We start from the raw sequence: 20,093 nt of genomic DNA, 5'->3' as shown, positions 1-20,093 counted from the left end.
GCGGCGGCCCGCGAGCCGGCGGGCGACGGGCCGGGGGCGTAAGTCGGAGGACGGGGAGCCGACAGCCGGGGGCGTAAGTCGGAGGACGGAGAGCCGACAGCCGGGGGCGACGGGCCGGGGGCGTAAGTCGGAGGACAGGGAGCCGACAGCCGGGGGGGGGCGGCGGGCAGGGGGCCGTGAACCGGAAGGCAGCAGGCCGAGAGCCGGCGAGCGGCGGGCTGGGCCCGTGAAACGGAGGGCTCGGGTCGAGAGCCCGGGGCGGTGGGCCGGAGGGTGGCGGGCCGCAAGCCGGGGGCGGTGGGCCGCCGAAAGCCGGGGGGCACATGTCACCCCTGCCCCCCCACCCCCGCTGCCGCACACATCACGCGCCGTGCCCCCGTCGACGTCCCCGCCCCCCCTTGCTGCCCCCAGGTGACCCCCCGGCGTGTGAACCCCCGGCTGCCCGGTCCGTTCCAGCCCCCTCGGTCATCCTCGGGGCAGGCGGCCGGCGCACGGCTGGTCACCAGGCGAACCGGAGGAACACGTGCGGAAGATCCTCGTGGCGGCTCTGCTGCCCCTCGCTCTGGCGGCACCCGCCTGGGGCGGTCAGCACGTGGACGGCCGGAGCGCAGACGATCGGAACGCGGCCGCCGTTCAGAACGCTTCCGCCGCTCGGGACGCGCCCACCGACGGCCCCGCAACGCTCTGCGCCCCCGCCCGAACCCTGCGCGGCCCCGGCGGGCAGCAGGCCGAGGTCTCGCTCTGCGCGGGCAGCGGCACGCCCGTCATGGCCGTGTCGGCCCCGGCCGTCTGCCGTCCCGGCGGCGGGCAGTGTCTGACCTCCGGGACCTGGACCGCCCGCAAGGACGGCGAAGTGGTCGCCTCCGGCCCGCTCCCCGGCTCCGCCGAGTATCCCGGCCCCGGCACCTACGACATCACCGCCGACGTCCACGTCCGATCCGCCCCCGAGCGCGTCGACCTGCACGGCACCGTCCACACCGCCCTCACCCTCACCGCCCCCAAGTCCCCGCCCACGCACCGCGTCGAGGTGGCCGGCGGCACCCTGCGGCCCGGCTCCGTCACCACCCTGACGTACACCGTCTCCCGCGACAGCGACCAGGGCGACGGCAGCGCACGCTTCGGACTCATCGGCGAGGAGGCGACGGGCGTGGCGCTGACCACGGCCGACCCCCGCTGCGTCAATCCGCTGACCGGCCGCTATCCCTCGGAGACGAGACAGCCGTACGCCCTCGACTGCGCGCTCACCGACCTCCAGCCGGGCCGTCCGTCGACGGTCGTGGTCCGGGTGGCGGTGCGGAGCACCTGCTCGACGGTCGTGTCCAAGCTGGGCTACTGGATGCCGCGCGGCCAGGCCCTGTACACGGGCGGGATGCTCGCGGGGCCGACGGTCGGCTGCGGGTGAAGCGGCGCCTCACTCCACCAGGTCCAGGACGTCCTCCCACGGGAACTCCCCCTCCTGGTACGGGTATCCGAACCGCACTCCCATCCCCCGCAGCCGGATCAGGCTGTCCTGGTAGGCGGGATGAGCGGCGAGCGCGTCCGAGACACACGTGAGGACGCCGATCGGGACACCCTGTCCGGCGACCTCGCACAGGGTCGCCACGGCGAGGGTGTCCGCCATCCCGGCCGCCCACTTGTTGACCGTGTTGAAGGTGGCCGGTGCGACGACGACCGCGTCGGGGTCCGGGAAGGGCCGCGGCTCCCCCGGGCGGCGCCAGGCGGAGCGGATCGGGTAACCGGTCTGCGCCTCCACGGCGGCCGTGTCGAAGAAGCCGTTCATGGCGGTCGGCGTGGCGATGACCCCGACCTGCCACTCCCGCCCCTGCGCGGCGGTGATCAGCTTGCCGACGTCCGCGGCGATGCCCGCCGCGCAGACCACGACGTAGAGGAAGGGCGGTATCTCGTCCTGTTCGGTCACTCCGGAACCCTACTCAAGGGGAATCTCACCGCAGCGGGAAGGACCGCCCCCGCTCGGCCTCCGGGCGCGGTCCGTGGATCCGGCGCTCCTTCTCCTCGATCGGCACGTCGTTGATGCTGGCCTCGCGCCGGGTCATCAGGCCGTGCGCGTCGAACTCCCACAGCTCGTTGCCGTACGACCGCCACCACTGCCCGTCGGCGTCGAGGCACTCGTACTGGAAACGGACCGCGATGCGATTGCCGTCGAAGGCCCACAGGTCCTTGCGCAGCGCGTACTCCGTCTCCCGCGCCCACTTCGCGGTGAGGAACTCCACGATCTCGGCGCGGCCGGTGACGAAGGTGTCGCGGTTGCGCCAGACCGAGTCCTCCGAGTAGGCGAGCGCCACCCGCTGCGGGTCGCGGGTGTTCCAGGCGTCCTCGGCCGCCTGCACCTTCTGGGCGGCGGTCTCGCGGGTGAAGGGCGGCAGGGGCGGGCGGTCGGCCATACGATCCTCCGGCATCGACAGGGGAGAGCGATTCTTCCCACATCAAGGAGTGACCGTCCATCTCCCTGGCGGGCACGCGGGAGAAAGGGCTCCGCCAACTCCCGCCGACCTCAAGCCAGAGCCGTCACGGCCGCGCGGGCTCGCTCCAGGGACGCGGCCCCCAAGTCCGCCAGTTCCTCCAGCTGCGGCAGCACGCCCGCGAGGGTCAGTTCGGCCGCCACGAAGTGCAGGTCGGTCACACCGAGGTCGGTGAAGTAGGCGCGCAGGTAAGGCGTTTGGAAGTCGTACGGCTCGCGCGGTGTGCCGGGGCCGTATCCGCCGCCGCGCGCCATGACGACGACCACACGGGTGTCCCGCAGCAGGCTCTCGCCGGTGCCGGGATCGACGTACGCGCCGGGGAAGGTCACGCGGTCGATCCAGGCCTTCAGGGACGCCGGGATCGAGAAGTTGTACATCGGGACGCCGAGCAACAGGGTGTCCGCGGCGAGGAGTTCGGCGATCAGGGGCTGGGTCAGCGCCCACTCGCGCTCCTCGTCGGCGGTCTCGATCAGTGCGGCCACCTTCTCGGGCGGGACGAGGCCCGCGCGTTCCACACGGCGACCGAGGGTGGCGTACGCCGGACCGATCGGCGGCACCGGAGCCGCGGTGAGGTCCCGGTGCCGGCAAGGGTCGGACGCGTTCTTCCTGATCGTCGCGAACAGGCCGGTCAGGCGCCTGCTGACCGAGTCGGCGGCGGTGTCGGCGCTGGAGTCGATGTGCAGGAGGGGCATGGTGGTCACCTCGGTGGGTTCGGCTTCGTCAGGGGGGTGACGGGGCACGACGGAGAAAGGTGACCGATGGACGGGCACGACGGACCGGCACGGCTCTTCGAGGCGGAACAGGGACGGCTGCGGGCGCTGGCCCACCGCATGCTGGGCTCGCCCGACGAGGCGGAGGACGCCGTCCAGGAGACCTGGCTGCGCCTGGACCGCACGGGCGCCGACGGCATCGACAACCTCCCGGCCTGGCTGACGACCGTGATCTCCCGGATCTGCCTGGACATGCTGCGGGCGCGGGCGACCCGCCGGGAGGACCCCTACGACCGTGAGGCCCCGGACCCCGTCGCCCCGGACACCCCCGAGGACAAGGCCATCGAAGCCGACTCGGTGGGCCTGGCCCTCCTGGTCGTCCTCGACCGCCTCGGCCCCGCCGAACGCGTCGCGTTCGTCCTGCACGACCTGTTCGGCGTCCCCTTCGCCGACATCGCCCGCATCCTCGACCGCTCCCAGCCCGCCGCGAAGAAGCTCGCCAGCCGGGCCCGGCACAAGGTCCGGGGCACTCCCGCCGTCCCGGGCGCCGAGCTCGACCGGCATCGGGCGGTCGTGGAAGCGTTTCTGGTCGCCGCACGCGGTGGTGACCTGGGTGGGGTGCTGGCGGTGCTGGCGCCCGACGTGGTGCGGCGGGCCGAGCCGGCCGCGCTGCCGCCCGGGGTGCCCTCCGAGCTGCGGGGCGCCCGGGCGGTCGCGGAGGGGACCGTGGCGCTGCGGGCACGGTCCCGGTTCGCGGCCGTCGCCCTGGTCGACGGGCGGGTCGGGGTCGTCGTCGCGCCGGGCGGGCGGCTGCTGTTCGCCCTCACCGTCACCGTCGAGGGCGGCCGGATCACGGCGTACGACGTCGTCGCCGACCCGGCGCGGCTGCGGCGGCATCCGCTGGGTCTGCTGGAGCCGCCTCAGCCGGTCAGCTGACCGTCCCGGACACCGTGATCGCGGAGACCGGACAGGACCGGGCGGCCTCCTTGACCATCGGGTCCCCGCCGCCGTTCTCCCGTCCCGGCAGCAGGGTGCTGAAGCCGTCGTCGTCCTGGGTGAACACGCCCGGGGCGGACAGCGCGCACTGCCCCGCCCCGATACAGACGTCCTTGTCGATGTCGATGTGCATGAGCGGAGCCTCTTACCAGGTCACGGGGAGTTCCAGCATCCCCTGGATCGTGTCGCCGGGCTTGAAGCGGATCTCGTCGGCGGGTACGGCGAGGCGGAGCGTGGGCAGCCGCTCGAAGAGCGTGTGCAGGGCGATCTCCAGTTCGGCGCGGGCGAGGTTCTGGCCGAGGCACTGGTGGATGCCGAAGCCGAACGCCACGTGGTGCCGGGCGGACCGGTGCCAGTCCAGGTCGTCCGGGTCGGCGTACACCCGCTCGTCGCGGTTGATGACGGAGGTCGCGAAGACCACGCCCTCGCCCTCGCGGATCGTCGTCCCGGCCACCTCGATGTCCTCGACGGCGAGCCGCAGCAGCCCGTCCGCGATCGACAGCATCCGCATGAGTTCCTCGACGGCGCCCGGCAGCAGCGTGGGATCGGTGCGCAACTCGGCGAGCCGGTCGGAGTGTTGGAGCAGGGTGTAGGTGCCCAGGGAGATCATGTTCGCGGTGGTCTCGTGGCCGGCGACCAGCAGGATGATCCCGAGGGCGGTCAGCTCCTCGCGGGTGAGTTCGCCCTCCCGCAGCTGCCGGTGGACGAGTTCGTCGAGCACGCCGTCACCCGGCTCCGGCTGCTTCTCCTTCTGGTCGATCAAGTCGTAGAAGTAGTCCTCCAGTTGGGAGCGGGCGTCCATGACGTCCTCGCCCCGCGGGCCGCGCAGCAGCCGACGGGACTGGCCCTCGAAGAAGTCGTGGTCGGCGTAGGGCACACCGAGCAGGGCGCAGATCACCGTGGAGGGCACGGGCAGCGCGAAGGCGGTCACCAGGTCGGCGGGCGGCCCCTGGGCGATCATCGCGTCGATGCGTTCGTCCACGATCTCCTGGATGCGGGGCCGGAGTTCGACGGCCCGGCGGAGGGTGAAGCTGGGCACCATCATGCGGCGCTGCACACGGTGTTCGGGGTCGTCCATGCCCACCAGCGCGGTCTTCCGCTTCTGCGACTCGGCGAAGCGTGCGGTCGGTGCCGGGAAGCCGGGCCGGGTGCGGTCGGCGGACAGGCGGGGGTCGGCGAGCAGGGCGCGGGCGGTGTCGTGTCCGCTGACCAGCCAGGCCGTGGTGCCGTCGAAGAGACGGATCCGGGTCAGCGGGCGGGCGGCGCGCAGGGGGTCGTAGGCGGTCGGCGGGTGATAGGGGCAGGTCCGGTCCTGGGGGAAGGCGACGGGTTCCGTTTCCGTCATGGGAGACCTCGCAGACGAAGGGTGCGGCGTGCCGGTCCCCATTAGATGCCCGGGGCATCTATAGGACGACGAGAAGTTCGGCCAGATCGGTGGCGCGGGCAATCTGGCCGGAGATCGCCGTCCTGGGACGGGGCAAGCGGAGGGCCGGATTCCCGCCGGGACCGTCGCACCTCGGACCGGGACCGCCGTTCCCCGGATATTGGGTTGTCGCCGTCCGTCCGGTGCCGCACCATCTGGCCATGGCTACGACCGAATTCCTTCTGCCGCCGACCGTCACCGATGTCCTTGCGGTGCGGGTCCAGCAGCAGCCCGGCCGACCGTGGGGGCCGACGCTTCCGCGCTCATGACCGCCGCGCTCGTCGCGGGGCTGCTCGCGGGGTACGGCATCGCCGTTCCCGTCGGCGCGGTCGCGACCTATCTGGTCTCCCTCACCGCACGCACCTCCTTGCGCACCGGCGTCTGCGCCGCGCTCGGGGTGGCCACCGCCGACGGGCTCTACGCCCTGGTGGCCACCGTCGGCGGCTCGGCCGTCGCCGCGCTGCTGCGGCCGGTCCTCGGGCCGCTGCGCTGGGCAGCGGCCCTCGTGCTGATGTTCCTCGCGGTCCGCGGCGCGGTCAGCGCCGTACGGCAGTACCGCGAGCACCGCCTCACCACCCGCTCCGCGCCCCCTCCCCCGAGCCCCGCCCGGGCGTATCTGGGACTGCTCGGCATCACCCTGCTCAACCCGACCACCGTGATCTACTTCGCGGCCCTGGTCCTCGGCACCCGCGCCGAGGAAGCCGTACACCCCCTGGAACAAGGGGTGTTCGTCCTCGCGGCCTTCGCCGCGTCCGCGAGCTGGCAGCTCCTCCTCGCCGGCGGCGGCGCCCTGCTCGGGCGGGCGCTGACCGGCCACCGCGGACGACTGGTCACGGCCCTGGTGTCGAGCGCGGTGATCACGGCACTGGCGGTGCGCATGCTGGTCACGGGGTGAACGCACGGGCCACGGAGAGGCTGTCCTCGTACACGTGATGACGGACCACCAGCCCGTCCCGGACGGTCAGGTGCAGGGCAAACCTGGCCCGATAGGGCCGCCCGGTCGGCGCGGCGGTCTGCCGGATCTCGCCGAGCACCACCGCGTCGGGGCCGTCGACCAGGATCCGCTCGATCGCGGTCGCCGCCCGCCCACGGACGTGGTGGGCGGCGAGGTCCCGGAAGTGGTCGGCCGCGTCCGCCCGGCCCGCCCGGTGCCGGATCCACGGGGTGACCGGGCCGCCGTGCTCCTCCTCGGGCCAGTCCAGCTTCCAGTCGCACCGCTCGGCGTACAGCGCGGCGATCTCGTCCGGGTCGCCGCGGCCGATACGGAGCAGCAGTTCCTCCACCACCGCGCGGGTCGTCGTGGCCATGCGCGAGCCTCTCCTTCGGGGGCCGGGTACCGATGGGCACGACAGTGCCGCGGGTGTCCGGCCCGGTCGATTACCCGCGAGGTAATGCGGGGCCGGCGGGGAACCCGGTGCGGATGAATTTCGCGGGCTCCGGTGTTGGAGTCCGGTGCGAGACAGCCGTACGACACGACGATGGGACACAGACCATGCCACTCGAGGGCACGTACGAACCCAGCCCGACCCAGTGGGTGCGTGACCAGGTGGAGCTGTACGAGAGCTCCGGCGGCACCGAGGGCACGACCCTGATGGACACCGGCATGCCGGTGATCGTGCTGACCACCCGGGGCGCGAAGAGCGGCAGCATCCGCAAGACGCCGCTGATGCGCGTCGAGCACGAGGGCCGGTACGCGGTGGTCGCCTCGCAGGGCGGCGCTCCCAAGCACCCGGTCTGGTACCACAACATCAAGGCCGACCCGCATGTCGAGCTCCAGGACGGCGCGGAGAAGCGGGACTTCACCGCCCGCGAGATCACCGGCGCGGAGAAGGACGAGTGGTGGGAGCGCGCCGTCGCCGCCTACCCGCCGTACGAGGACTACCAGAAGAAGACGGACCGGCTCATTCCGGTCTTCGTTCTGGAGCCGGTCGACGGGGACTGAGCACACCGAGAACGGCGACCGAGAGGGTTCTCGGAAAATCTTGTTTCCGGTACGCATGAACCGGCCGCGGCCGGGCACCCGTGCGTCAGGCCCCGCCGCGTTCCCCCGTCGCGGCGGGGCTTTCTCGTGCTTCCTCGGCCGCCCGGTCGGTGACGTCGAGGAAGATCTGGTCGGCCTCGGCCATGGTCCGGGCGACGGACCGCTTGATGCGTACGGCGACCTCCTCGACCTGCTCGCTGTCCAGCCCGGGGACCAGATCGACGCGGGCGGCCACCAGGACCGAGTCCAGCCCGGTCTTCATGGTGAACAGCGCCTCCACGCTGTCGATCTCGGGCTGCGCGTCGAGCAGTTCACGGACCCGCGCGCTGGACTCGGGATCGGCGGCCTCGCCGATCAGCTGGTCGCGGGCCTCGCGGCCGAGCCGGTAGGCGACGTAGACCAGCAGCGCGCCGATGGCGAGTGAGGCGGACGCCTCCCACACGACCTGGCCGGTGACCATGTGCAGGGCCATGCCGGCCATCGCGAGGCTCACGCCGAGCACCGCGGTGCCGTCCTCGGCGACGACCGTGCGCAGCGCCGGGTCGCGCATGCCCTGCGCGGCGCCGCCCTGCCGGTGGACCTGGTGCAGGGCCCGCACCAGCGAGACCCCCTCGGCGAGGAAGGCGACACCGAGCACGACCAGGCCCGCCACATAGCCGCTGAGCTTCTCCTCGGCGCCGTTTCTGAGGGCCTCGACACCCTGGAAGAAGGAGAAGCAGCCGCCCATCACGAAGATCCCGACGGCGGCGAGCAGCGACCAGAAGAAGCGTTCCTTGCCGTAGCCGAAGGGGTGGCGGCGGTCGGCGGGGCGGCGGCTGCGGCGCAACGCGGCCAGCAGGAAGACCTCGTTGAGGCTGTCGGCGACGGAGTGCGCCGCCTCCGAGAGGAGTGCGGGCGAGCCCGCGAGGAGGCCACCGACCGCTTTGGCCACCGCGATCACCAGGTTGGCGATCAGCGCGACGAGCACGGTGATCCGTGTCCTGCGGTCGGACTTCCGGTTCGTGTTCCGGTCCGGTTTCTGATGCGAGGGTGTCCCTGTCACCATCGCCGACTGCCCTTCTCGGTGCGGCTCACACCGTGCCGACGGCCGAAAACGGGGAACGCGTCCCCCAGGACGGACGTATCCCGGGAGGCAGCATGGGTGACGGCAACGACGCGTACGGCAAGAAGGCGTTCAAGCGGTCCAGGAGCCACTTCACCGACCGGATCACGGCGGACGGACGGGACGGCCGGCCGGTCGAGGCGGGCCGCTACCGCCTGGTGGTCAGCCGCGCCTGTCCGTGGGCGAGCCGGGCGGTGATCTCCCGGCGGCTGCTCGGACTGGAGGACGCGCTGTCGATGGCGATCGCCGACCCGATCCAGGACGACCGCAGCTGGCGCTTCACCCTGGACCCGGACGACCGCGACCCGGTCCTCGGCATCCGCTACCTCGCCGAGGCCTACGACGAGCGCGAGCGGGACTACCCGGGTGGCGTGAGCGTGCCCGCGCTGGTGGACGTGCCCAGCGGGAAGCTGGTCACCAACGACTACCAGCAGCTCACGCTCGACCTCGCCACCGAGTGGACCGCCCTGCACCGGGACGGGGCACCCGACCTCTACCCGTCGGCGCTGCGCGACGAGATCGACACGGTGATGGCGGAGGTCTACGAGGACGTCAACAACGGTGTGTACCGGGCGGGTTTCGCGACCGACCAGAAGGAGTACGAGGAGGCCTGTACGGCGGTCTTCCGGCGGCTGGAGCTGCTGGCCCCGCGGCTGGCGCGGCAGCGGTATCTCGTCGGGGACACGATCACGGAGGCGGACATCCGGCTGTTCACCACCCTGGTCCGCTTCGACGCGGTCTACCACGGCCACTTCAAGTGCAACCGCTGGAAACTGGCCGAGAACGAGGTGCTGTGGGCGTACGCCCGCGACCTCTACCAGACGCCGGGCTTCGGTGACACCGTCGACTTCGACCACATCAAGCGGCACTACTACCAGGTGCATTCCGGTATCAACCCGACCGGCATCGTCCCGCTCGGCCCGGACCTGTCCGGCTGGCTCGCCCCGCACCACCGCGAGGAGCTGGGCGGCCGTCCGTTCGGCGACGGGACCCCGCCGGGGCCGCCGCCCGAGGACGAGCGGGTCCCGGAGCGCGGACGGCCCTGACCACGAGACGAAGGAGATCCACATGGCCAAGAAGAAGCAGACGCTCCCCCTCGCCTACAAGCCGGTCGGCTTCGTCCTGGGCTGGGCCGGCGGCTGGCTGTCCGGCGTCGCCTTCCGCAAGACCTGGATGGCGATACGGCACGAGGAGGACGCGCCCGACGCCCTGGACCGGGACCGCGACTGGGGCGAGATCCTGCTGGCCGCGGCGATCCAGGGCGCCATCTTCGCCGTCGTACGCAGCGCGGTGGACCGCACCGGCGCGAAGGCCATCGAACGGTCCACCGGGGTCTGGCCGACCTCCGAGAAGGGCGGCCGGGACTGACGTTCAGCCCTGTTTGGGCGCGGTCGGGGTGATGGTGCGCAGGGTGAAGGAGTGGCCGGCGGGGTCGGCGTAACCGCGTTGCTCGTACGGGCCCGAGGCGTCCTTGGTCTCCAGGGGGCGCCCGCCGAGCTCCACCACCTTGCGCTCCACCGCGTCCAGGTCGTCCACCACGAAGTCGATGTGGGCCTGCAGGGAGTTCTCGGGGCGTGGCCAACTGGGCGGTGTCGCGTTCACGTCGCGCCGGAACGCCAGCCGGAACCCGTCGGCGCCCCTTATCTCCACGCGGTTGGCGGTGGCGTCCGTCTCCTCGCCCTCCAACAGCTCCTTGTAGAACACGGCGAGCTTCTCGGGCTCGGCACAGTCGAGCACGACCAGACCCGCTTTCACCAGTGCCATGTCTCCTCCGAAAGGTACGGCCGCGCGGCGTGTCTGCCCCGCGGCCCTCTCCCCTGCGGATATCCCGGCGCGCCGGATTCAGTCCGCGACCAGCCACGTCCCGTCGCGCATCAGGTCGCGTCCCGCGAGCTCGTCCGCGGTCAGGGTCTCGACGGTGCCGTCGACCATCACGACGTCGCGAGTGGGCCCGATACCCAGACGTGTTCTGCCGGTCGCCTTCAGATTGCGGCCCGTGGGACTGGCGGCGGGGGGCGCCGGCAACAGCGCCGTGCCGTCCCAGAGGAACGAGAGCGGTACGAGGTACGGCACTCCCCGCCGGCCTCCTGGTCGATCGTCAACTGACGTACCCGGTCTCGTCGTTCGCCTCGCGGAGTGTCGCGCTCTTCGCGATCTTCTCCAGTCGGCCGGCCGCCGCGTCCAGCAGCAGGTCCAGGGCTGCCGGATACGAGCTGTGCCGCATGTCCGCGACGAGATGGCCAGCCGTCGCGGCGATGTGCGGATGGGTCTCGGCGGGCAGTCGCGCGTACGTCGCCCGCCACACGTCCGCCTCCGCCGCCCTGGCCGGCTTCGGCATGGCCGCGCTCGCCGAGTCCAGTGCGCCGAACGAGAGGGCCTGGTCGACGAAGGCGTGGTAGAAGCGCACCGCCTCGGCGTCCGGGAACCCGGCCCCGCGCAGCACCCCGAGGATGGTCTCCACGGCCTGGATCTCGTACGCCCGCCCGGTCACCCGGTAGGAGCTGAGCACCGCCGCCCGCGGGTGCGCGAGGGCTCCGGCGTGCATGCGCAGGCCCAGGTCGCGCAGGTCGGCGCGCCAGTCCCCGGTGGGCCGCCAGATGCGCATGGTCCGCCCGATGAGCTCGTCGGCGATGGCGAGCATGAGGTCGTCGGTGTGCCGGAAGTACCGGTACAGGCTGCTGGGGTCGGCGCCGAGCGCCCGGCCGAGGCGGCGCACGGACAGCGCGTCGGCGCCGTGCTCCTCGATCAGCCTGAGGGCCGTCTCGACGATCAGCCCCTCGGACAGGACCACGCCCTGTTTGGTGGGGCGCCGGCGCTGCCGGGCGGCGGCCGGGACGACACGTTCGCTCATGGGAGCCCTCCCTGGGTGTGCGGGCACCTTATGACAACAGTGTTGACCTGTGAAGGTCCCGCGCAGTTTCATGACGGCTCACCGGGGCCAGCCAGGCCCCCCGGTGCGAGCGGAGAACCGGCCATGACCGACAAGCCCTACGACGTCGACCCACCCGCGCGGCCCGAGCTGCGCAAGTCCCTCGGCGTGCTCGACGGGGTGGCGATCGCCGCGTCCAGCACGGCGGCGACCACCAGCATCGGCATCGGTCTGGGCGTCACGGCCGGTGTGGTCGGCCTGCATCTGCCGGCGATCATGCTGCTCGCGTTCCTGCCGGTCCTGGGCATCGCGGGCGCCTACTCCCGGCTCAACCGGGTCGAGCCCAACGCGGGCAACGGCTATGTGTGGGTGGGCCGTTCGCTCACCCCGTGGCTGGGCTTCATGGTCGGCTGGGTCAACATCGTGGCCACGGTGGCGTTCCTCGCGTACACCACGGCGGTCACCGGATCCGCGCTCATCCAGCTGGCCGGGGACGCGGGGGTGCACCGGGTGGGCGGCCTCGCCCTGGACCCCGGTTCGACCGCGCAGACGACGACGCTCGGGCTGGTGGTCCTGGCGGCGGTCACGGTGACCGCCGTGACCGGGGTGCGCACGGCGGCCAGACTCCAGGCCGGACTGCTGGTCTTCGAGTACGTCGTCCTGCTGGGCTTCTGCGGATACGGCATCGCGACCGGCCCGCACGCCTTCAGCTGGAGCTGGTTCGACCCGTTCGCGATCCCCTCGGCGTCGGCGCTCGCGCAGGGCCTGCTCCTCTCGGTGTTCTGCTACTGGGGCTTCGAGGCGGCGTTCAGCGTCAACGAGGAGGTGCGCGACCCGCGGGATGCCTCCCGGGCCGGGATCACCACCCTGGTCACGATGCTCGGGCTGTTCCTGCTGGGCTCGCTCGCCTTCCAACGGGTGCTCACCGAGAAGGAGTTGGCGGGGCACGGCGCCGAGGGGCTGGCCTTCTTCGGCGACCGGCTCGCCGCCCAGCCGCTCGCCGCGCTGCCGCTGGTGGCCCTGATGTTCTCGGCGGTCGCCTCGCTCCAGGCCGGGGTGATCCCGACGGCCCGCGGGATGTTCGCGATGAGCCGGGACCGTACGCTCGGGCCCGTCTGGTCCAGGGTCAGCTCCCGCTACGGCACCCCGGCCGCCGGCACCCTGCTGATCGGCGCGCTGGCCACGGCGGTAGCGGCGCTCGCGCTGGTCATCCCGCGGCTCGCGGACATGATCATGGCGACGGTGAGCGCGGTGGGCATCGTGGTCTCCCTGTCCTACGCGCTCACCGCGCTCGCGGCCGCTGTGCGCTTCCGCTCGCTGCTGCGGGAGGACTGGTGGCAGGGTGTACGGGCCGTGGTGCTGCCCGCGCTGAGCGCCTGCGCGCTGCTGAGCCTGGGCGGCTATCTCGGCTGGTCCTTCTACCACTCCGCCGACCACTTCGAAGTGAGCGCGGACAACGGCTGGTTCCTGCTGTCCACTCCCCTGGCGATGATCGCGTCCGGCTTCGTGGCCGCCGCGTACGCCAAGTGGGTCCGCAGGTCGCCGTACTTCCGCACCGGCGAGGGCACCGACGCGGACGCCCCGCGGCTGCTCGCCACCACCCCCAACTGACCTCCGGGAAAAGGACCATGCACGCAGATCTGCTCTTCACCGGCGGCCCCGTCCTCACCCCCGGGGGCCGCACGGCGACCGCCGTGGCCGTCACGGGCGGCCGGATCGTCGCCGTAGGACACGACCTCGGGGAACTCGTCGGACCGCGGACCGAACGGGTCGACCTCGCCGGGCGGTTGCTGCTGCCGGGGTTCCAGGACGCGCATGTGCATCCGGTGCCGGCCGGGCTGGAACTGACCCAGTGCGATCTGACCGGGACCAGGACGGCCGCCGAGACGGTCGCCGCCGTCCGCGCCTATGCCGACGCGCATCCGGAGCGGGAGTGGATCACCGGGGGCGGGTGGTCGATGGAGGCCTTCGAGGGGGGTACGCCGACGAAGGACCTGCTGGACGCGGTGGTGCCGGACCGGCCGGTCTATCTGCCCAACCGGGACCATCACGGCGCGTGGGTCAACAGCCGTGCGCTGGAGCTGGCCGGGATCACCCGGGACACGGTGGACCCGGCCGACGGACGGATCGAGCGGGACGCGGGCGGGGAGCCGAGCGGCACGCTCCAGGAGGGGGCGATGCAGTTGGTCGGGCGCCTCACGCCCCCGGCCACGCCGGCGGACCGGCTGGCGGCGCTGCTGCACGCCCAACGTCATCTGCACGCGCTCGGGATCACGGCCTGGCAGGACGCGCTGGTCGGGGACTTCCTCGGCATGGACGACCCGGCGCAGGCGTATCTGACGGCCGCACGGGAGGGGTCGCTGACGGCGCGGGTGGTCGGGGCGCTGTGGTGGGACCGTGAGCGGGGGGCCGAGCAGATTCCCGAACTCGTCGAGCGGCGGGCCGCGTTCGGTCATGGGCGGTTCCGGGCGGGCAGCGTCAAGCTGATGCTGGACGGGGTGGCGGAGACGGGGACGGCGGCGCTGCTGGACCCCTATCTGGACAAGTGCGGCTGCGCGACGGCGAATCGGGGGACGAGTTTCATCGACGCGGCCAAACTGCCCTCCTATGTCACCGAGTTGGACGCGCTGGGTTTCCAGTGCCACTTCCACGCGCTCGGGGACCGGGCGGTGCGGGACGCGCTGGACGCGGTCGAGGCGGCCCGCGACGCGAACGGATTCCGGGACACCCGGCCGCACTTGGCCCACCTCCAGGTCGTCCACCCGTCCGACGTACCGCGGTTCGCCGCGCTCGGGGCGACGGCGAACATCCAGCCACTGTGGGCCGCGCACGAGCCGCAGATGGACGAGCTGACGATCCCCTTCCTCGGGACGGAACGAGCGGCCTGGCAATACCCGTTCGGCGCGTTGCTGCGTTCAGGGGCGCGCCTGGCGGCAGGCTCCGACTGGCCGGTGAGCAGCCCGAACCCCCTGGAGGGCATCCACGTGGCGGTCAACCGCGTGTCCCCCGACACGGCCATCCCCCGAGTGTTCCTCCCCGCCGAACGCCTGACTCTCACCGAGGCGTTGACGGCCTACACAGCGGGCTCGGCCTACGCGAACCACTTGGACGACACGGGCGAGATCCGCGTAGGCACCCTGGCCGACCTGGTGGTCCTGGACCGCGACCCGTTCGACGCACCGCCGGAAGAGATCGCCCGGACGAGGGTGGACCTCACCTATGTGGAGGGAGCGGAGGTGCACCGCAGCGTTACGGCCTGAGAAACGAACCCCTGCCGCTCGTAGAACCGGATCGCGTCGACATTGGCCGAGTAGGCGGCGCCCACTCCAGGAACGCCTCCACGAGCCGCGCCCCGGCCCGGGCTCCCCGGTGCTCGGGCCGAACGTACAACCCCACCAGCGTCGCCGCCCTGACCGGCCGAATCGCCGTCGGCTCGGTCAGGGAACCCGCCAGATGCCCCACCACCTCGGCACCCCGCACCGCGACCAGCACGGTCCGCGCCGGGTCCGCACGGTGATGTCGTGATCGGTCATGGTGCGCACGGTAGCCGCAGGGACTGACAGTGGACTTCTTGGACAGTTGTCCAGCTATAGTGGACGCCTGTCCGAGAAGTAGAGGAAGAGGCTGATGGGGATCCTGGCGAACGTGCTGGTCGGGCTGGTGGCTGTGGAGCATGTGTACATCCTGGTGATGGAGATGTTCCTGTGGCAGAAGAAGCCGGGGATGTCGTTTCACGGGTTCGATCGGGAGATGGCGAAGGCGACCGCGGCCATGGCCGCCAACCAGGGGCTCTACAACGGGTTCCTCGCGGCCGGGCTGGTGTGGGGGCTGGTCGCCGGGGATCCGACCGGGTTCCGGGCCCAGGTGTTCTTCCTGGTGTGCGTGCTCGTCGCCGGTGTGTACGGCGCCGTCACCGCCAATGTCCGCATCCTCTTCGCCCAGGCCCTGCCCGGCGCCCTCGCGTTGGCGGCCGTGCTCGTCGCCCAGTGACCGCCCCGCAGGATCCCCGCGCCGCCCGCACCCGCGCACGCCTGCGCGAGGCCCTTCTCGCGGAGTGCGCGCAGCGGCCGCTGGAGGAGGTCGGCGTGGCCGCCCTGGTGCGCCGCGCCGGGGTCGGCCGGGCCACGTTCTACGTCCACTACGACGGCCTGGAGGCACTGGCCGTCGACGCCTGCGCCGATGTCGTACGCGAGGGGGTCGAGGCCCTGCACGCCTGGCGAGGACGGCCCGATCCGGTGCACGCACCGCCCGCCCTCGCGGAGTTCTTCGCCTCGCTGACCCCGCACTCCGCGCTGTACCGCGCCCTGCTCGCGCCGGGCGGCGGCGGCCCGCTCGGCAGGGTCCTGCACCGGGACCTCAGGGCCTACAGCCTGCGCGAGCGCGAACTCGCGGGCGCGGCGGACGCCCCCCTCGTCGCGTCCGCGGTGGCCGCGACCTTCGCCGGTGTGCTGGCCGACTGGCTGCACGGCCTGCTCGACGCCTCCCCCGCCGACATCGCCGACCAGGTCTGGCAGTTGCTGGTCGCCCTGCACGCGAGCCGTTGAACGGGCCTCACATGCAGGCCACGTGTTCCTTCAGCCGCGGCCAGGCCTCGACGCCGTCGGAGGTGCGGACGTACGCGGTCCGCCGGTCGTCGGTCAGCCACAACTCCCAGTCCTCGTACCGGTATCCGGTGTCCCGCGCCCCGGCCGGCATGCGGACGTCCTCCTCGTAGGCGGTGGTGACCACACCCTCGGGGTCGCGGGCGTACAGGTCGCCCAGGTCGAGGAAGTGCACCCGCCGCCAGCCGCAATGGTCGTCCCCGGCGAAGCTGCCGACCTCGGACGTCGGCACCCGGCCACCGGCGCGGTCGGTCCAGATCTCGTAGCCGTGGGATTCCGTGTAGCTCGCCGGGAGTTCGGCGGGGTCACAGGAGGCGCTGGTCTCCGGGCCCCAACCGGGCCTGCCCTCCTGGTCCTTGGCCACCACGACCGCCACCTTGGTCCGGCCGTCCACGTCGTAGGAGTACAGGACACGGGACGCCTCCCTGCGCTCCACGCGATAGCCGGAGCCCGGCGCGCGCGAGTCGAACAGGTCGAGGTGGAGCCTCAGCCCCTCCTCCGGGGTGTCCCCTGCGTCGTCCTCGCTCCAGCCCTCGGGGCCGTTGCCCTGGTAGATCTCCCCGCGGCACTCCAGGGCCCGGCCGGCCGCACCGGACGCGAGGCGCAGGACCCGCGGGGAGTGCCCGTCCAGTTCCTTCGTGGGGACGTTCAGCGGACCGTCGTACGGCTTGGACGGGACCGTCCCGTCGATCACCAGCTCCTGTCCGCTGCCGTTGCCGCATCCCACCGCCAGCGCGAGCGCCATCAGCGTCAGGGACAGTCTTCTGCGTTCACCACGTGCGTTCATGATCCTTCGACGCCGCGGGGTGCGGAAACGTTCAGCGCGACGCGGCCTGGAACGTCCTGCGGTACGCCTGCGGCGACACCCCGATCGCGGCGTGCAGATGCTGGCGCAGGGACGCGCCCGTGGCGAAGCCGACCCAGCCCGCGATCTGGTCGACCGACAGGTCGCTGGCCTCCAGGAGGTGCCGGGCCCGGGACACGCGCTGCTGGATCAGCCAGCGGCCGGGGCTGAGGCCGACCTCGTCGTTGAAGCGGCGGGCGAAGGTGCGCAGGCTCATCCGGGCGTGGGCGGCGAGATCGGCCAGGGTGAGGGGTTCGTCGAGGCGTTCCAGGGCCCAGTGCCGGGTGGCGGCCGTGCTCGCGGCGCCCTGCTCCGGCACCGGCTGCGCGATGTACTGGGCCTGTCCCCCGTCCCGGAAGGGCGGGACGACGCAGCAGCGGGCCACCCAGTTGGCGAGTTCCCCGCCGTGGTCGGTGCGGACGAGGTGCAGGCACGCGTCGACGCCGGACGCGGCCCCGGCCGAGGTGAGGATCCGGCCGTCCTCGACGAAGAGGACGTCCGGGTCGAGGTCCACCTGGGGGAACGTGCGCCGGAACCGGTCGGCGAGTGCCCAGTGCGTGGTCGCCCGGCGGCCGTCCAGCAGCCCCGCCGCCGCGAGCACGAAGGCGCCGGTGCAGATGGAGACAATGCGTGCGTCGGCAGGAATGAGCGCCAGGGCGGAGCGGACGGCGTCCGGCAGGTCCCCGCCGACCTGGGCCGGGTCGACGGCCGGGATCACCACCGTGTCGGCGTGGGCGAGGATCTCGGGGCCGTGCTCGACGCCGACGGTGAAGTCCGCGTTGGTGTGCACCGGACGGCCGTCGACACTGCAGGTCAGCACCTCGTAGCGGCCGTCCGCGGCATTCAGGATCCGGGCCGGGATACCCAGCTCGAAGGGATAGACGCCGTTCAGCGCCAACACCGCCACTCGTCGCACGCGCACCATGGCACGATCCTATCGAACATTGACCATCCTGCCATTTTCCGCGCGGGCGTCCCCCGGCAGGCTGGATGACCATGAGCACTGTGAACACGATGCGCGCCGTCAGTCAGGACGTCCTCGGCGGTCCCGAGGTCCTCAAGATGATCGAGGTGGAGCGCCCGGCACCGGGCCCGAACCAGGTGCTGGTGCGGGTGCGCGCCGCCGGCCTCAACCCCACGGACTGGAAGCACCGCGCCCTCGGCGTCTTCCTCGGGCAGCCGCCCTTCGTCCTGGGGTGGGACGTCTCCGGCGTGGTGGAGTCGGTCGGCGTCGGCGTCGCCGCCTTCGCACCCGGCGACGAGGTCTTCGGCATGCTGCCGTACCCCTACGGCCATGGCTCGCACGCGGAGTACGTCCTCGCGCCGGTCCGTGCGCTCACCCGCAAGCCGGCCTCGATCGACCACACGGAGGCGGGCGCGCTGCCGCTGGTGTCCCTGACCGCGTGGCAGGCCCTGGTCGAGCACGCCGAACTGCGGCCGGGGCAGCGGGTGTTGGTCCACGCGGCGGCAGGCGGGGTCGGGCATGTGGCCGTGCAGATCGCCAAGGCGCGGGGCGCGTACGTCATCGGTACGGCGAGCGCGGGCAAGCACGAGTTCCTGCGCGGGCTGGGCGTGGACGAGGTGATCGACTACCGGGAGACCGACTTCACCGAGGCGGTCAAGGACGTCGACGTCGTCCTGGACACCCTCGGCGGCGAGACGTCCGTGCGGTCGCTGCGGGTGCTGCGGCCGGGCGGGGTCGTGGTGTCGATCCTGCCGGTGGGGTCGGCCGAGTTCGACGCGGAGGCGGAACGGCTCGGGGTACGGGGTGTGCGCATGCTCGTGGACGCGGACCGGGCGGACATGAACGCGATCGCGGACCTCGTCGAGCAGGGGAAGCTGCGGGCGACGATCGCGGGGACCTTCCCGCTGGCCGGTGCCGCCGAGGCACACGCGCTCGGCGACACCGGCCGGACCACGGGGAAGCTGGTCCTGACCGTCGACTAGAAGGTCAGTACGGGCTTGATCGCCTTGCCCGCGCCCATGTCCCGCACCGCCTGGTCGATGTCCGCGAACGGATAGGTGCTGATCAGGCGGTGCAGTGGGAGGCGCCCCTCCTTCACCAGGCGGACCAGGGCGGGGATGAAGCTCTGCGTCTCGGCGTCGCCGAGGGTCAGGCCGACGATCCGCTTGCCGCCGAGCAGGCCGTTGACGTCGAGGGCGACCTCGGTGCCGAACGGCGGGGCGCCGACGACGACCAGGGTGCCGCGGGCGGCGAGCGCGTCGACCCCGCCGCGCAGCACGCCGACGTTGCCGGTGGTCTCCACGATCCCGTCGGCGCCCCGGCCCCCGGTGATCCGGCCCAGCGCCTCGCCGAGGTCCTCCTCGCCCGCGTGGACGGTGTGGGTGGCGCCCAACTCCCGGGCGAGGGACAGACGTTCACTGACCCGGTCGACGGCGACGATCGTCGTGGCGGGGGTGAGGGCGGCGGCCATGACCGCGGACAGGCCCACCGCTCCGGCGCCGAGGACGACGACCGTCGCGCCGGTGCCCGGCTTCAGGACGTTCCAGACGGCGCCCACTCCCGTCTGGACACCGCAGCCGAGCGGGGCGATCGACTCCAGCGGGATCTCCGGGTCGACCTTGACGAGACTGCGCTCGTCGACCAACGCCCGCTCGGCGAAGGAGGACTGGCCGAAGAAGTGCCCGCCGAGCGGCTCGCCGTCCCGGCTGATCGTGCTGGAGCCGTCGGCCCGGCGGCCGCCGAGGAGGTTCAGCGGCAGCCAGGTCGCGCAGTAGGCGGGGTGGCCGCCGTCGCAGTTGCCGCAGGCCCCGCAGGAGGTGAAGGACAGCACCACGTGGTCGCCGGGGGCGACGGACGTGACGGCGGATCCGACGGCCTCGACGACACCCGCACCCTCATGGCCGAGGACTCCGGGCAGCGGGAAGGGCAGTCCGCCGCTCGCCACGCCGAGGTCGGTGTGGCACAGGCCGGTGGCGACCATGCGCACCACCGCCTCGTGCGGCGCGGGGTCGTCGAGCTGGACCTCGGCGAGGGTGAAGGGTGCGCCGCCGGACTCGACGACAGCGGCGCGGGTGGGGATGGACATCGTACGAACTCCCTTGGTTCCTGAACGTGTTGAGGAG

The 20,093-nt window shown here is 72.5% G+C and carries 24 protein-coding genes and 1 pseudogene; 11 read left to right on the top strand and 14 right to left on the bottom strand.

Annotated features, from left to right (window positions below):
• The first annotated feature begins 523 nt into the window (after positions 1-523).
• A complete protein-coding gene (locus ABZ896_RS04570; RefSeq protein ID WP_360921805.1) occupies positions 524-1,402 on the top strand; it encodes a hypothetical protein in 879 nt (292 codons plus the stop codon).
• 9 nt (positions 1,403-1,411) lie between these two features.
• Here ABZ896_RS04570 and ABZ896_RS04565 read toward each other — a convergent pair whose 3' ends face one another.
• The 3 genes from ABZ896_RS04565 to ABZ896_RS04555 form a co-directional block, all read right to left on the bottom strand.
• Positions 1,412-1,918 carry a flavoprotein gene (locus ABZ896_RS04565; RefSeq protein WP_360921802.1) on the bottom strand — a complete coding sequence of 169 codons (507 nt, stop codon included), beginning with the start codon at positions 1,916-1,918 and terminating at the stop codon, positions 1,412-1,414.
• 25 nt (positions 1,919-1,943) lie between these two features.
• Positions 1,944-2,402, bottom strand: coding sequence for a nuclear transport factor 2 family protein (locus tag ABZ896_RS04560; protein WP_360921799.1), 459 nt, complete (start codon positions 2,400-2,402; stop codon positions 1,944-1,946).
• Positions 2,403-2,512: 110 nt separating this feature from the next.
• On the bottom strand, positions 2,513-3,172 hold the full coding sequence (locus ABZ896_RS04555) for an NAD(P)H-dependent oxidoreductase (RefSeq protein ID WP_360921797.1): 660 nt from the start codon (positions 3,170-3,172) through the stop codon (positions 2,513-2,515).
• 66 nt (positions 3,173-3,238) lie between these two features.
• Here ABZ896_RS04555 and ABZ896_RS04550 point away from each other — a divergent pair, with 66 nt between their 5' ends.
• On the top strand, positions 3,239-4,126 hold the full coding sequence (locus tag ABZ896_RS04550) for a sigma-70 family RNA polymerase sigma factor (RefSeq protein WP_360921794.1): 888 nt from the start codon (positions 3,239-3,241) through the stop codon (positions 4,124-4,126).
• Here ABZ896_RS04550 and ABZ896_RS04545 read toward each other — a convergent pair.
• Positions 4,119-4,319 carry a ferredoxin gene (locus ABZ896_RS04545; RefSeq protein WP_360921791.1) on the bottom strand — a complete coding sequence of 67 codons (201 nt, stop codon included), beginning with the start codon at positions 4,317-4,319 and terminating at the stop codon, positions 4,119-4,121. The two genes, ABZ896_RS04550 and ABZ896_RS04545, sit on opposite strands and share 8 nt — an antisense overlap.
• Positions 4,320-4,331: 12 nt before the next feature.
• Positions 4,332-5,531, bottom strand: a complete 1,200-nt coding sequence (locus tag ABZ896_RS04540) for a cytochrome P450 (protein ID WP_360921788.1) — start codon at positions 5,529-5,531, stop codon at positions 4,332-4,334.
• 343 nt (positions 5,532-5,874) lie between these two features.
• Between ABZ896_RS04540 and ABZ896_RS04535 the strand changes: the two genes are divergently transcribed.
• Positions 5,875-6,504 (top strand): LysE family transporter, encoded by a 630-nt coding sequence (locus ABZ896_RS04535; protein ID WP_360921785.1) that lies wholly within the window; start codon positions 5,875-5,877, stop codon positions 6,502-6,504.
• Here the strand turns inward: ABZ896_RS04535 and ABZ896_RS04530 are convergent.
• Positions 6,494-6,916, bottom strand: a complete 423-nt coding sequence (locus ABZ896_RS04530; protein WP_360921783.1) for a nuclear transport factor 2 family protein — start codon at positions 6,914-6,916, stop codon at positions 6,494-6,496. The genes ABZ896_RS04535 and ABZ896_RS04530 overlap by 11 nt on opposite strands.
• Before the next feature lie 185 nt (positions 6,917-7,101).
• Here ABZ896_RS04530 and ABZ896_RS04525 point away from each other — a divergent pair, with 185 nt between their 5' ends.
• Positions 7,102-7,551 carry a nitroreductase family deazaflavin-dependent oxidoreductase gene (locus ABZ896_RS04525; RefSeq protein WP_360921780.1) on the top strand — a complete coding sequence of 150 codons (450 nt, stop codon included), beginning with the start codon at positions 7,102-7,104 and terminating at the stop codon, positions 7,549-7,551.
• An 85-nt stretch (positions 7,552-7,636) separates the two neighbouring features.
• Here ABZ896_RS04525 and ABZ896_RS04520 read toward each other — a convergent pair whose 3' ends face one another.
• Complete coding sequence (locus ABZ896_RS04520; RefSeq protein ID WP_360921777.1) at positions 7,637-8,635, bottom strand: cation diffusion facilitator family transporter; 999 nt, start codon at positions 8,633-8,635, stop codon at positions 7,637-7,639.
• A 92-nt stretch (positions 8,636-8,727) separates the two neighbouring features.
• Between ABZ896_RS04520 and ABZ896_RS04515 the strand changes: the two genes are divergently transcribed.
• Complete coding sequence (locus tag ABZ896_RS04515; protein ID WP_360921774.1) at positions 8,728-9,738, top strand: glutathione S-transferase C-terminal domain-containing protein; 1,011 nt, start codon at positions 8,728-8,730, stop codon at positions 9,736-9,738.
• A gap of 22 nt (positions 9,739-9,760) precedes the next feature.
• Entirely contained in the window at positions 9,761-10,060 is a 300-nt protein-coding gene (locus ABZ896_RS04510) for a DUF4235 domain-containing protein (protein ID WP_360921771.1), read from the top strand.
• A 3-nt stretch (positions 10,061-10,063) separates the two neighbouring features.
• On the opposite strand, the gene ABZ896_RS04505 is transcribed toward ABZ896_RS04510, so the two are convergent.
• From ABZ896_RS04505 to ABZ896_RS04495, 3 genes and pseudogenes are all read right to left on the bottom strand, one after another.
• Complete coding sequence (locus ABZ896_RS04505; protein WP_360921768.1) at positions 10,064-10,456, bottom strand: VOC family protein; 393 nt, start codon at positions 10,454-10,456, stop codon at positions 10,064-10,066.
• A gap of 78 nt (positions 10,457-10,534) precedes the next feature.
• Positions 10,535-10,768 (bottom strand): annotated as a pseudogene (locus ABZ896_RS04500) (pyridoxamine 5'-phosphate oxidase family protein); the annotation flags it as partial.
• A gap of 22 nt (positions 10,769-10,790) precedes the next feature.
• Positions 10,791-11,543 carry a TetR/AcrR family transcriptional regulator gene (locus ABZ896_RS04495; RefSeq protein WP_360921765.1) on the bottom strand — a complete coding sequence of 251 codons (753 nt, stop codon included), beginning with the start codon at positions 11,541-11,543 and terminating at the stop codon, positions 10,791-10,793.
• Positions 11,544-11,666: 123 nt separating this feature from the next.
• On the opposite strand from ABZ896_RS04495, the gene ABZ896_RS04490 reads away from it, so the two are divergent.
• Both ABZ896_RS04490 and ABZ896_RS04485 read left to right on the top strand, forming a co-directional pair.
• Positions 11,667-13,172 carry an APC family permease gene (locus tag ABZ896_RS04490; RefSeq protein ID WP_360921763.1) on the top strand — a complete coding sequence of 502 codons (1,506 nt, stop codon included), beginning with the start codon at positions 11,667-11,669 and terminating at the stop codon, positions 13,170-13,172.
• Positions 13,173-13,189: 17 nt separating this feature from the next.
• Positions 13,190-14,821 (top strand): amidohydrolase, encoded by a 1,632-nt coding sequence (locus ABZ896_RS04485; protein WP_360921760.1) that lies wholly within the window; start codon positions 13,190-13,192, stop codon positions 14,819-14,821.
• On the opposite strand, the gene ABZ896_RS04480 is transcribed toward ABZ896_RS04485, so the two are convergent.
• A complete protein-coding gene (locus ABZ896_RS04480; RefSeq protein ID WP_360921845.1) occupies positions 14,811-15,026 on the bottom strand; it encodes a GNAT family N-acetyltransferase in 216 nt (71 codons plus the stop codon). The two genes, ABZ896_RS04485 and ABZ896_RS04480, sit on opposite strands and share 11 nt — an antisense overlap.
• Before the next feature lie 162 nt (positions 15,027-15,188).
• Between ABZ896_RS04480 and ABZ896_RS04475 the strand changes: the two genes are divergently transcribed.
• Together ABZ896_RS04475 and ABZ896_RS04470 are read left to right on the top strand one after the other, a co-directional pair.
• Complete coding sequence (locus tag ABZ896_RS04475) at positions 15,189-15,551, top strand: DUF1304 domain-containing protein (protein WP_360921757.1); 363 nt, start codon at positions 15,189-15,191, stop codon at positions 15,549-15,551.
• On the top strand, positions 15,548-16,105 hold the full coding sequence (locus ABZ896_RS04470) for a TetR/AcrR family transcriptional regulator (protein ID WP_360921754.1): 558 nt from the start codon (positions 15,548-15,550) through the stop codon (positions 16,103-16,105). The genes ABZ896_RS04475 and ABZ896_RS04470 overlap by 4 nt, the downstream gene beginning before the upstream one ends.
• Before the next feature lie 7 nt (positions 16,106-16,112).
• On the opposite strand, the gene ABZ896_RS04465 is transcribed toward ABZ896_RS04470, so the two are convergent.
• Together ABZ896_RS04465 and ABZ896_RS04460 are read right to left on the bottom strand one after the other, a co-directional pair.
• Positions 16,113-16,949 carry a hypothetical protein gene (locus ABZ896_RS04465; RefSeq protein WP_360921751.1) on the bottom strand — a complete coding sequence of 279 codons (837 nt, stop codon included), beginning with the start codon at positions 16,947-16,949 and terminating at the stop codon, positions 16,113-16,115.
• 31 nt (positions 16,950-16,980) lie between these two features.
• Positions 16,981-17,931, bottom strand: coding sequence for a helix-turn-helix domain-containing protein (locus ABZ896_RS04460; protein WP_360921748.1), 951 nt, complete (start codon positions 17,929-17,931; stop codon positions 16,981-16,983).
• 71 nt (positions 17,932-18,002) lie between these two features.
• Here ABZ896_RS04460 and ABZ896_RS04455 point away from each other — a divergent pair, with 71 nt between their 5' ends.
• The gene (locus ABZ896_RS04455) at positions 18,003-18,953 is read left to right on the top strand and encodes an NADP-dependent oxidoreductase (RefSeq protein ID WP_360921745.1); all 951 of its coding nucleotides are present in this window, start codon (positions 18,003-18,005) and stop codon (positions 18,951-18,953) included.
• Here the strand turns inward: ABZ896_RS04455 and ABZ896_RS04450 are convergent.
• The gene (locus ABZ896_RS04450; RefSeq protein ID WP_360921742.1) at positions 18,950-20,056 is read right to left on the bottom strand and encodes an NAD(P)-dependent alcohol dehydrogenase; all 1,107 of its coding nucleotides are present in this window, start codon (positions 20,054-20,056) and stop codon (positions 18,950-18,952) included. The genes ABZ896_RS04455 and ABZ896_RS04450 overlap by 4 nt on opposite strands.
• Positions 20,057-20,093 lie beyond the last annotated feature (37 nt).

Origin of the sequence: Streptomyces sp. NPDC047072, assembly GCF_040643855.1 — a bacterium.
Classification (GTDB): Bacteria; Actinomycetota; Actinomycetes; order Streptomycetales; family Streptomycetaceae; genus Streptomyces.
The sequence above is the reverse complement of the archived record's forward strand: the minus strand, read 5'-3'. Positions and strand labels throughout refer to the sequence as shown.

Excerpts from the sequence above, each read along its gene's own strand:
- ABZ896_RS04520 (WP_360921777.1), bottom strand. The coding sequence starts at position 8,635 with ATGGTGACAGGGACACCCTCGCATCAGAAACCGGACCGGAACACGAAC.
- ABZ896_RS04495 (WP_360921765.1), bottom strand. The coding sequence starts at position 11,543 with ATGAGCGAACGTGTCGTCCCGGCCGCCGCCCGGCAGCGCCGGCGCCCC.
- ABZ896_RS04485 (WP_360921760.1), top strand. The coding sequence starts at position 13,190 with ATGCACGCAGATCTGCTCTTCACCGGCGGCCCCGTCCTCACCCCCGGG.
- ABZ896_RS04475 (WP_360921757.1), top strand. The coding sequence starts at position 15,189 with ATGGGGATCCTGGCGAACGTGCTGGTCGGGCTGGTGGCTGTGGAGCAT.
- ABZ896_RS04545 (WP_360921791.1), bottom strand. The coding sequence starts at position 4,319 with ATGCACATCGACATCGACAAGGACGTCTGTATCGGGGCGGGGCAGTGC.
- ABZ896_RS04505 (WP_360921768.1), bottom strand. The coding sequence starts at position 10,456 with ATGGCACTGGTGAAAGCGGGTCTGGTCGTGCTCGACTGTGCCGAGCCC.
- ABZ896_RS04460 (WP_360921748.1), bottom strand. The coding sequence starts at position 17,931 with ATGGTGCGCGTGCGACGAGTGGCGGTGTTGGCGCTGAACGGCGTCTAT.
- ABZ896_RS04555 (WP_360921797.1), bottom strand. The coding sequence starts at position 3,172 with ATGCCCCTCCTGCACATCGACTCCAGCGCCGACACCGCCGCCGACTCG.
- ABZ896_RS04515 (WP_360921774.1), top strand. The coding sequence starts at position 8,728 with ATGGGTGACGGCAACGACGCGTACGGCAAGAAGGCGTTCAAGCGGTCC.
- ABZ896_RS04530 (WP_360921783.1), bottom strand. The coding sequence starts at position 6,916 with ATGGCCACGACGACCCGCGCGGTGGTGGAGGAACTGCTGCTCCGTATC.
- ABZ896_RS04450 (WP_360921742.1), bottom strand. The coding sequence starts at position 20,056 with ATGTCCATCCCCACCCGCGCCGCTGTCGTCGAGTCCGGCGGCGCACCC.
- ABZ896_RS04550 (WP_360921794.1), top strand. The coding sequence starts at position 3,239 with ATGGACGGGCACGACGGACCGGCACGGCTCTTCGAGGCGGAACAGGGA.
- ABZ896_RS04540 (WP_360921788.1), bottom strand. The coding sequence starts at position 5,531 with ATGACGGAAACGGAACCCGTCGCCTTCCCCCAGGACCGGACCTGCCCC.
- ABZ896_RS04535 (WP_360921785.1), top strand. The coding sequence starts at position 5,875 with ATGACCGCCGCGCTCGTCGCGGGGCTGCTCGCGGGGTACGGCATCGCC.
- ABZ896_RS04525 (WP_360921780.1), top strand. The coding sequence starts at position 7,102 with ATGCCACTCGAGGGCACGTACGAACCCAGCCCGACCCAGTGGGTGCGT.
- ABZ896_RS04490 (WP_360921763.1), top strand. The coding sequence starts at position 11,667 with ATGACCGACAAGCCCTACGACGTCGACCCACCCGCGCGGCCCGAGCTG.
- ABZ896_RS04455 (WP_360921745.1), top strand. The coding sequence starts at position 18,003 with ATGAGCACTGTGAACACGATGCGCGCCGTCAGTCAGGACGTCCTCGGC.
- ABZ896_RS04560 (WP_360921799.1), bottom strand. The coding sequence starts at position 2,402 with ATGGCCGACCGCCCGCCCCTGCCGCCCTTCACCCGCGAGACCGCCGCC.
- ABZ896_RS04510 (WP_360921771.1), top strand. The coding sequence starts at position 9,761 with ATGGCCAAGAAGAAGCAGACGCTCCCCCTCGCCTACAAGCCGGTCGGC.
- ABZ896_RS04465 (WP_360921751.1), bottom strand. The coding sequence starts at position 16,949 with ATGAACGCACGTGGTGAACGCAGAAGACTGTCCCTGACGCTGATGGCG.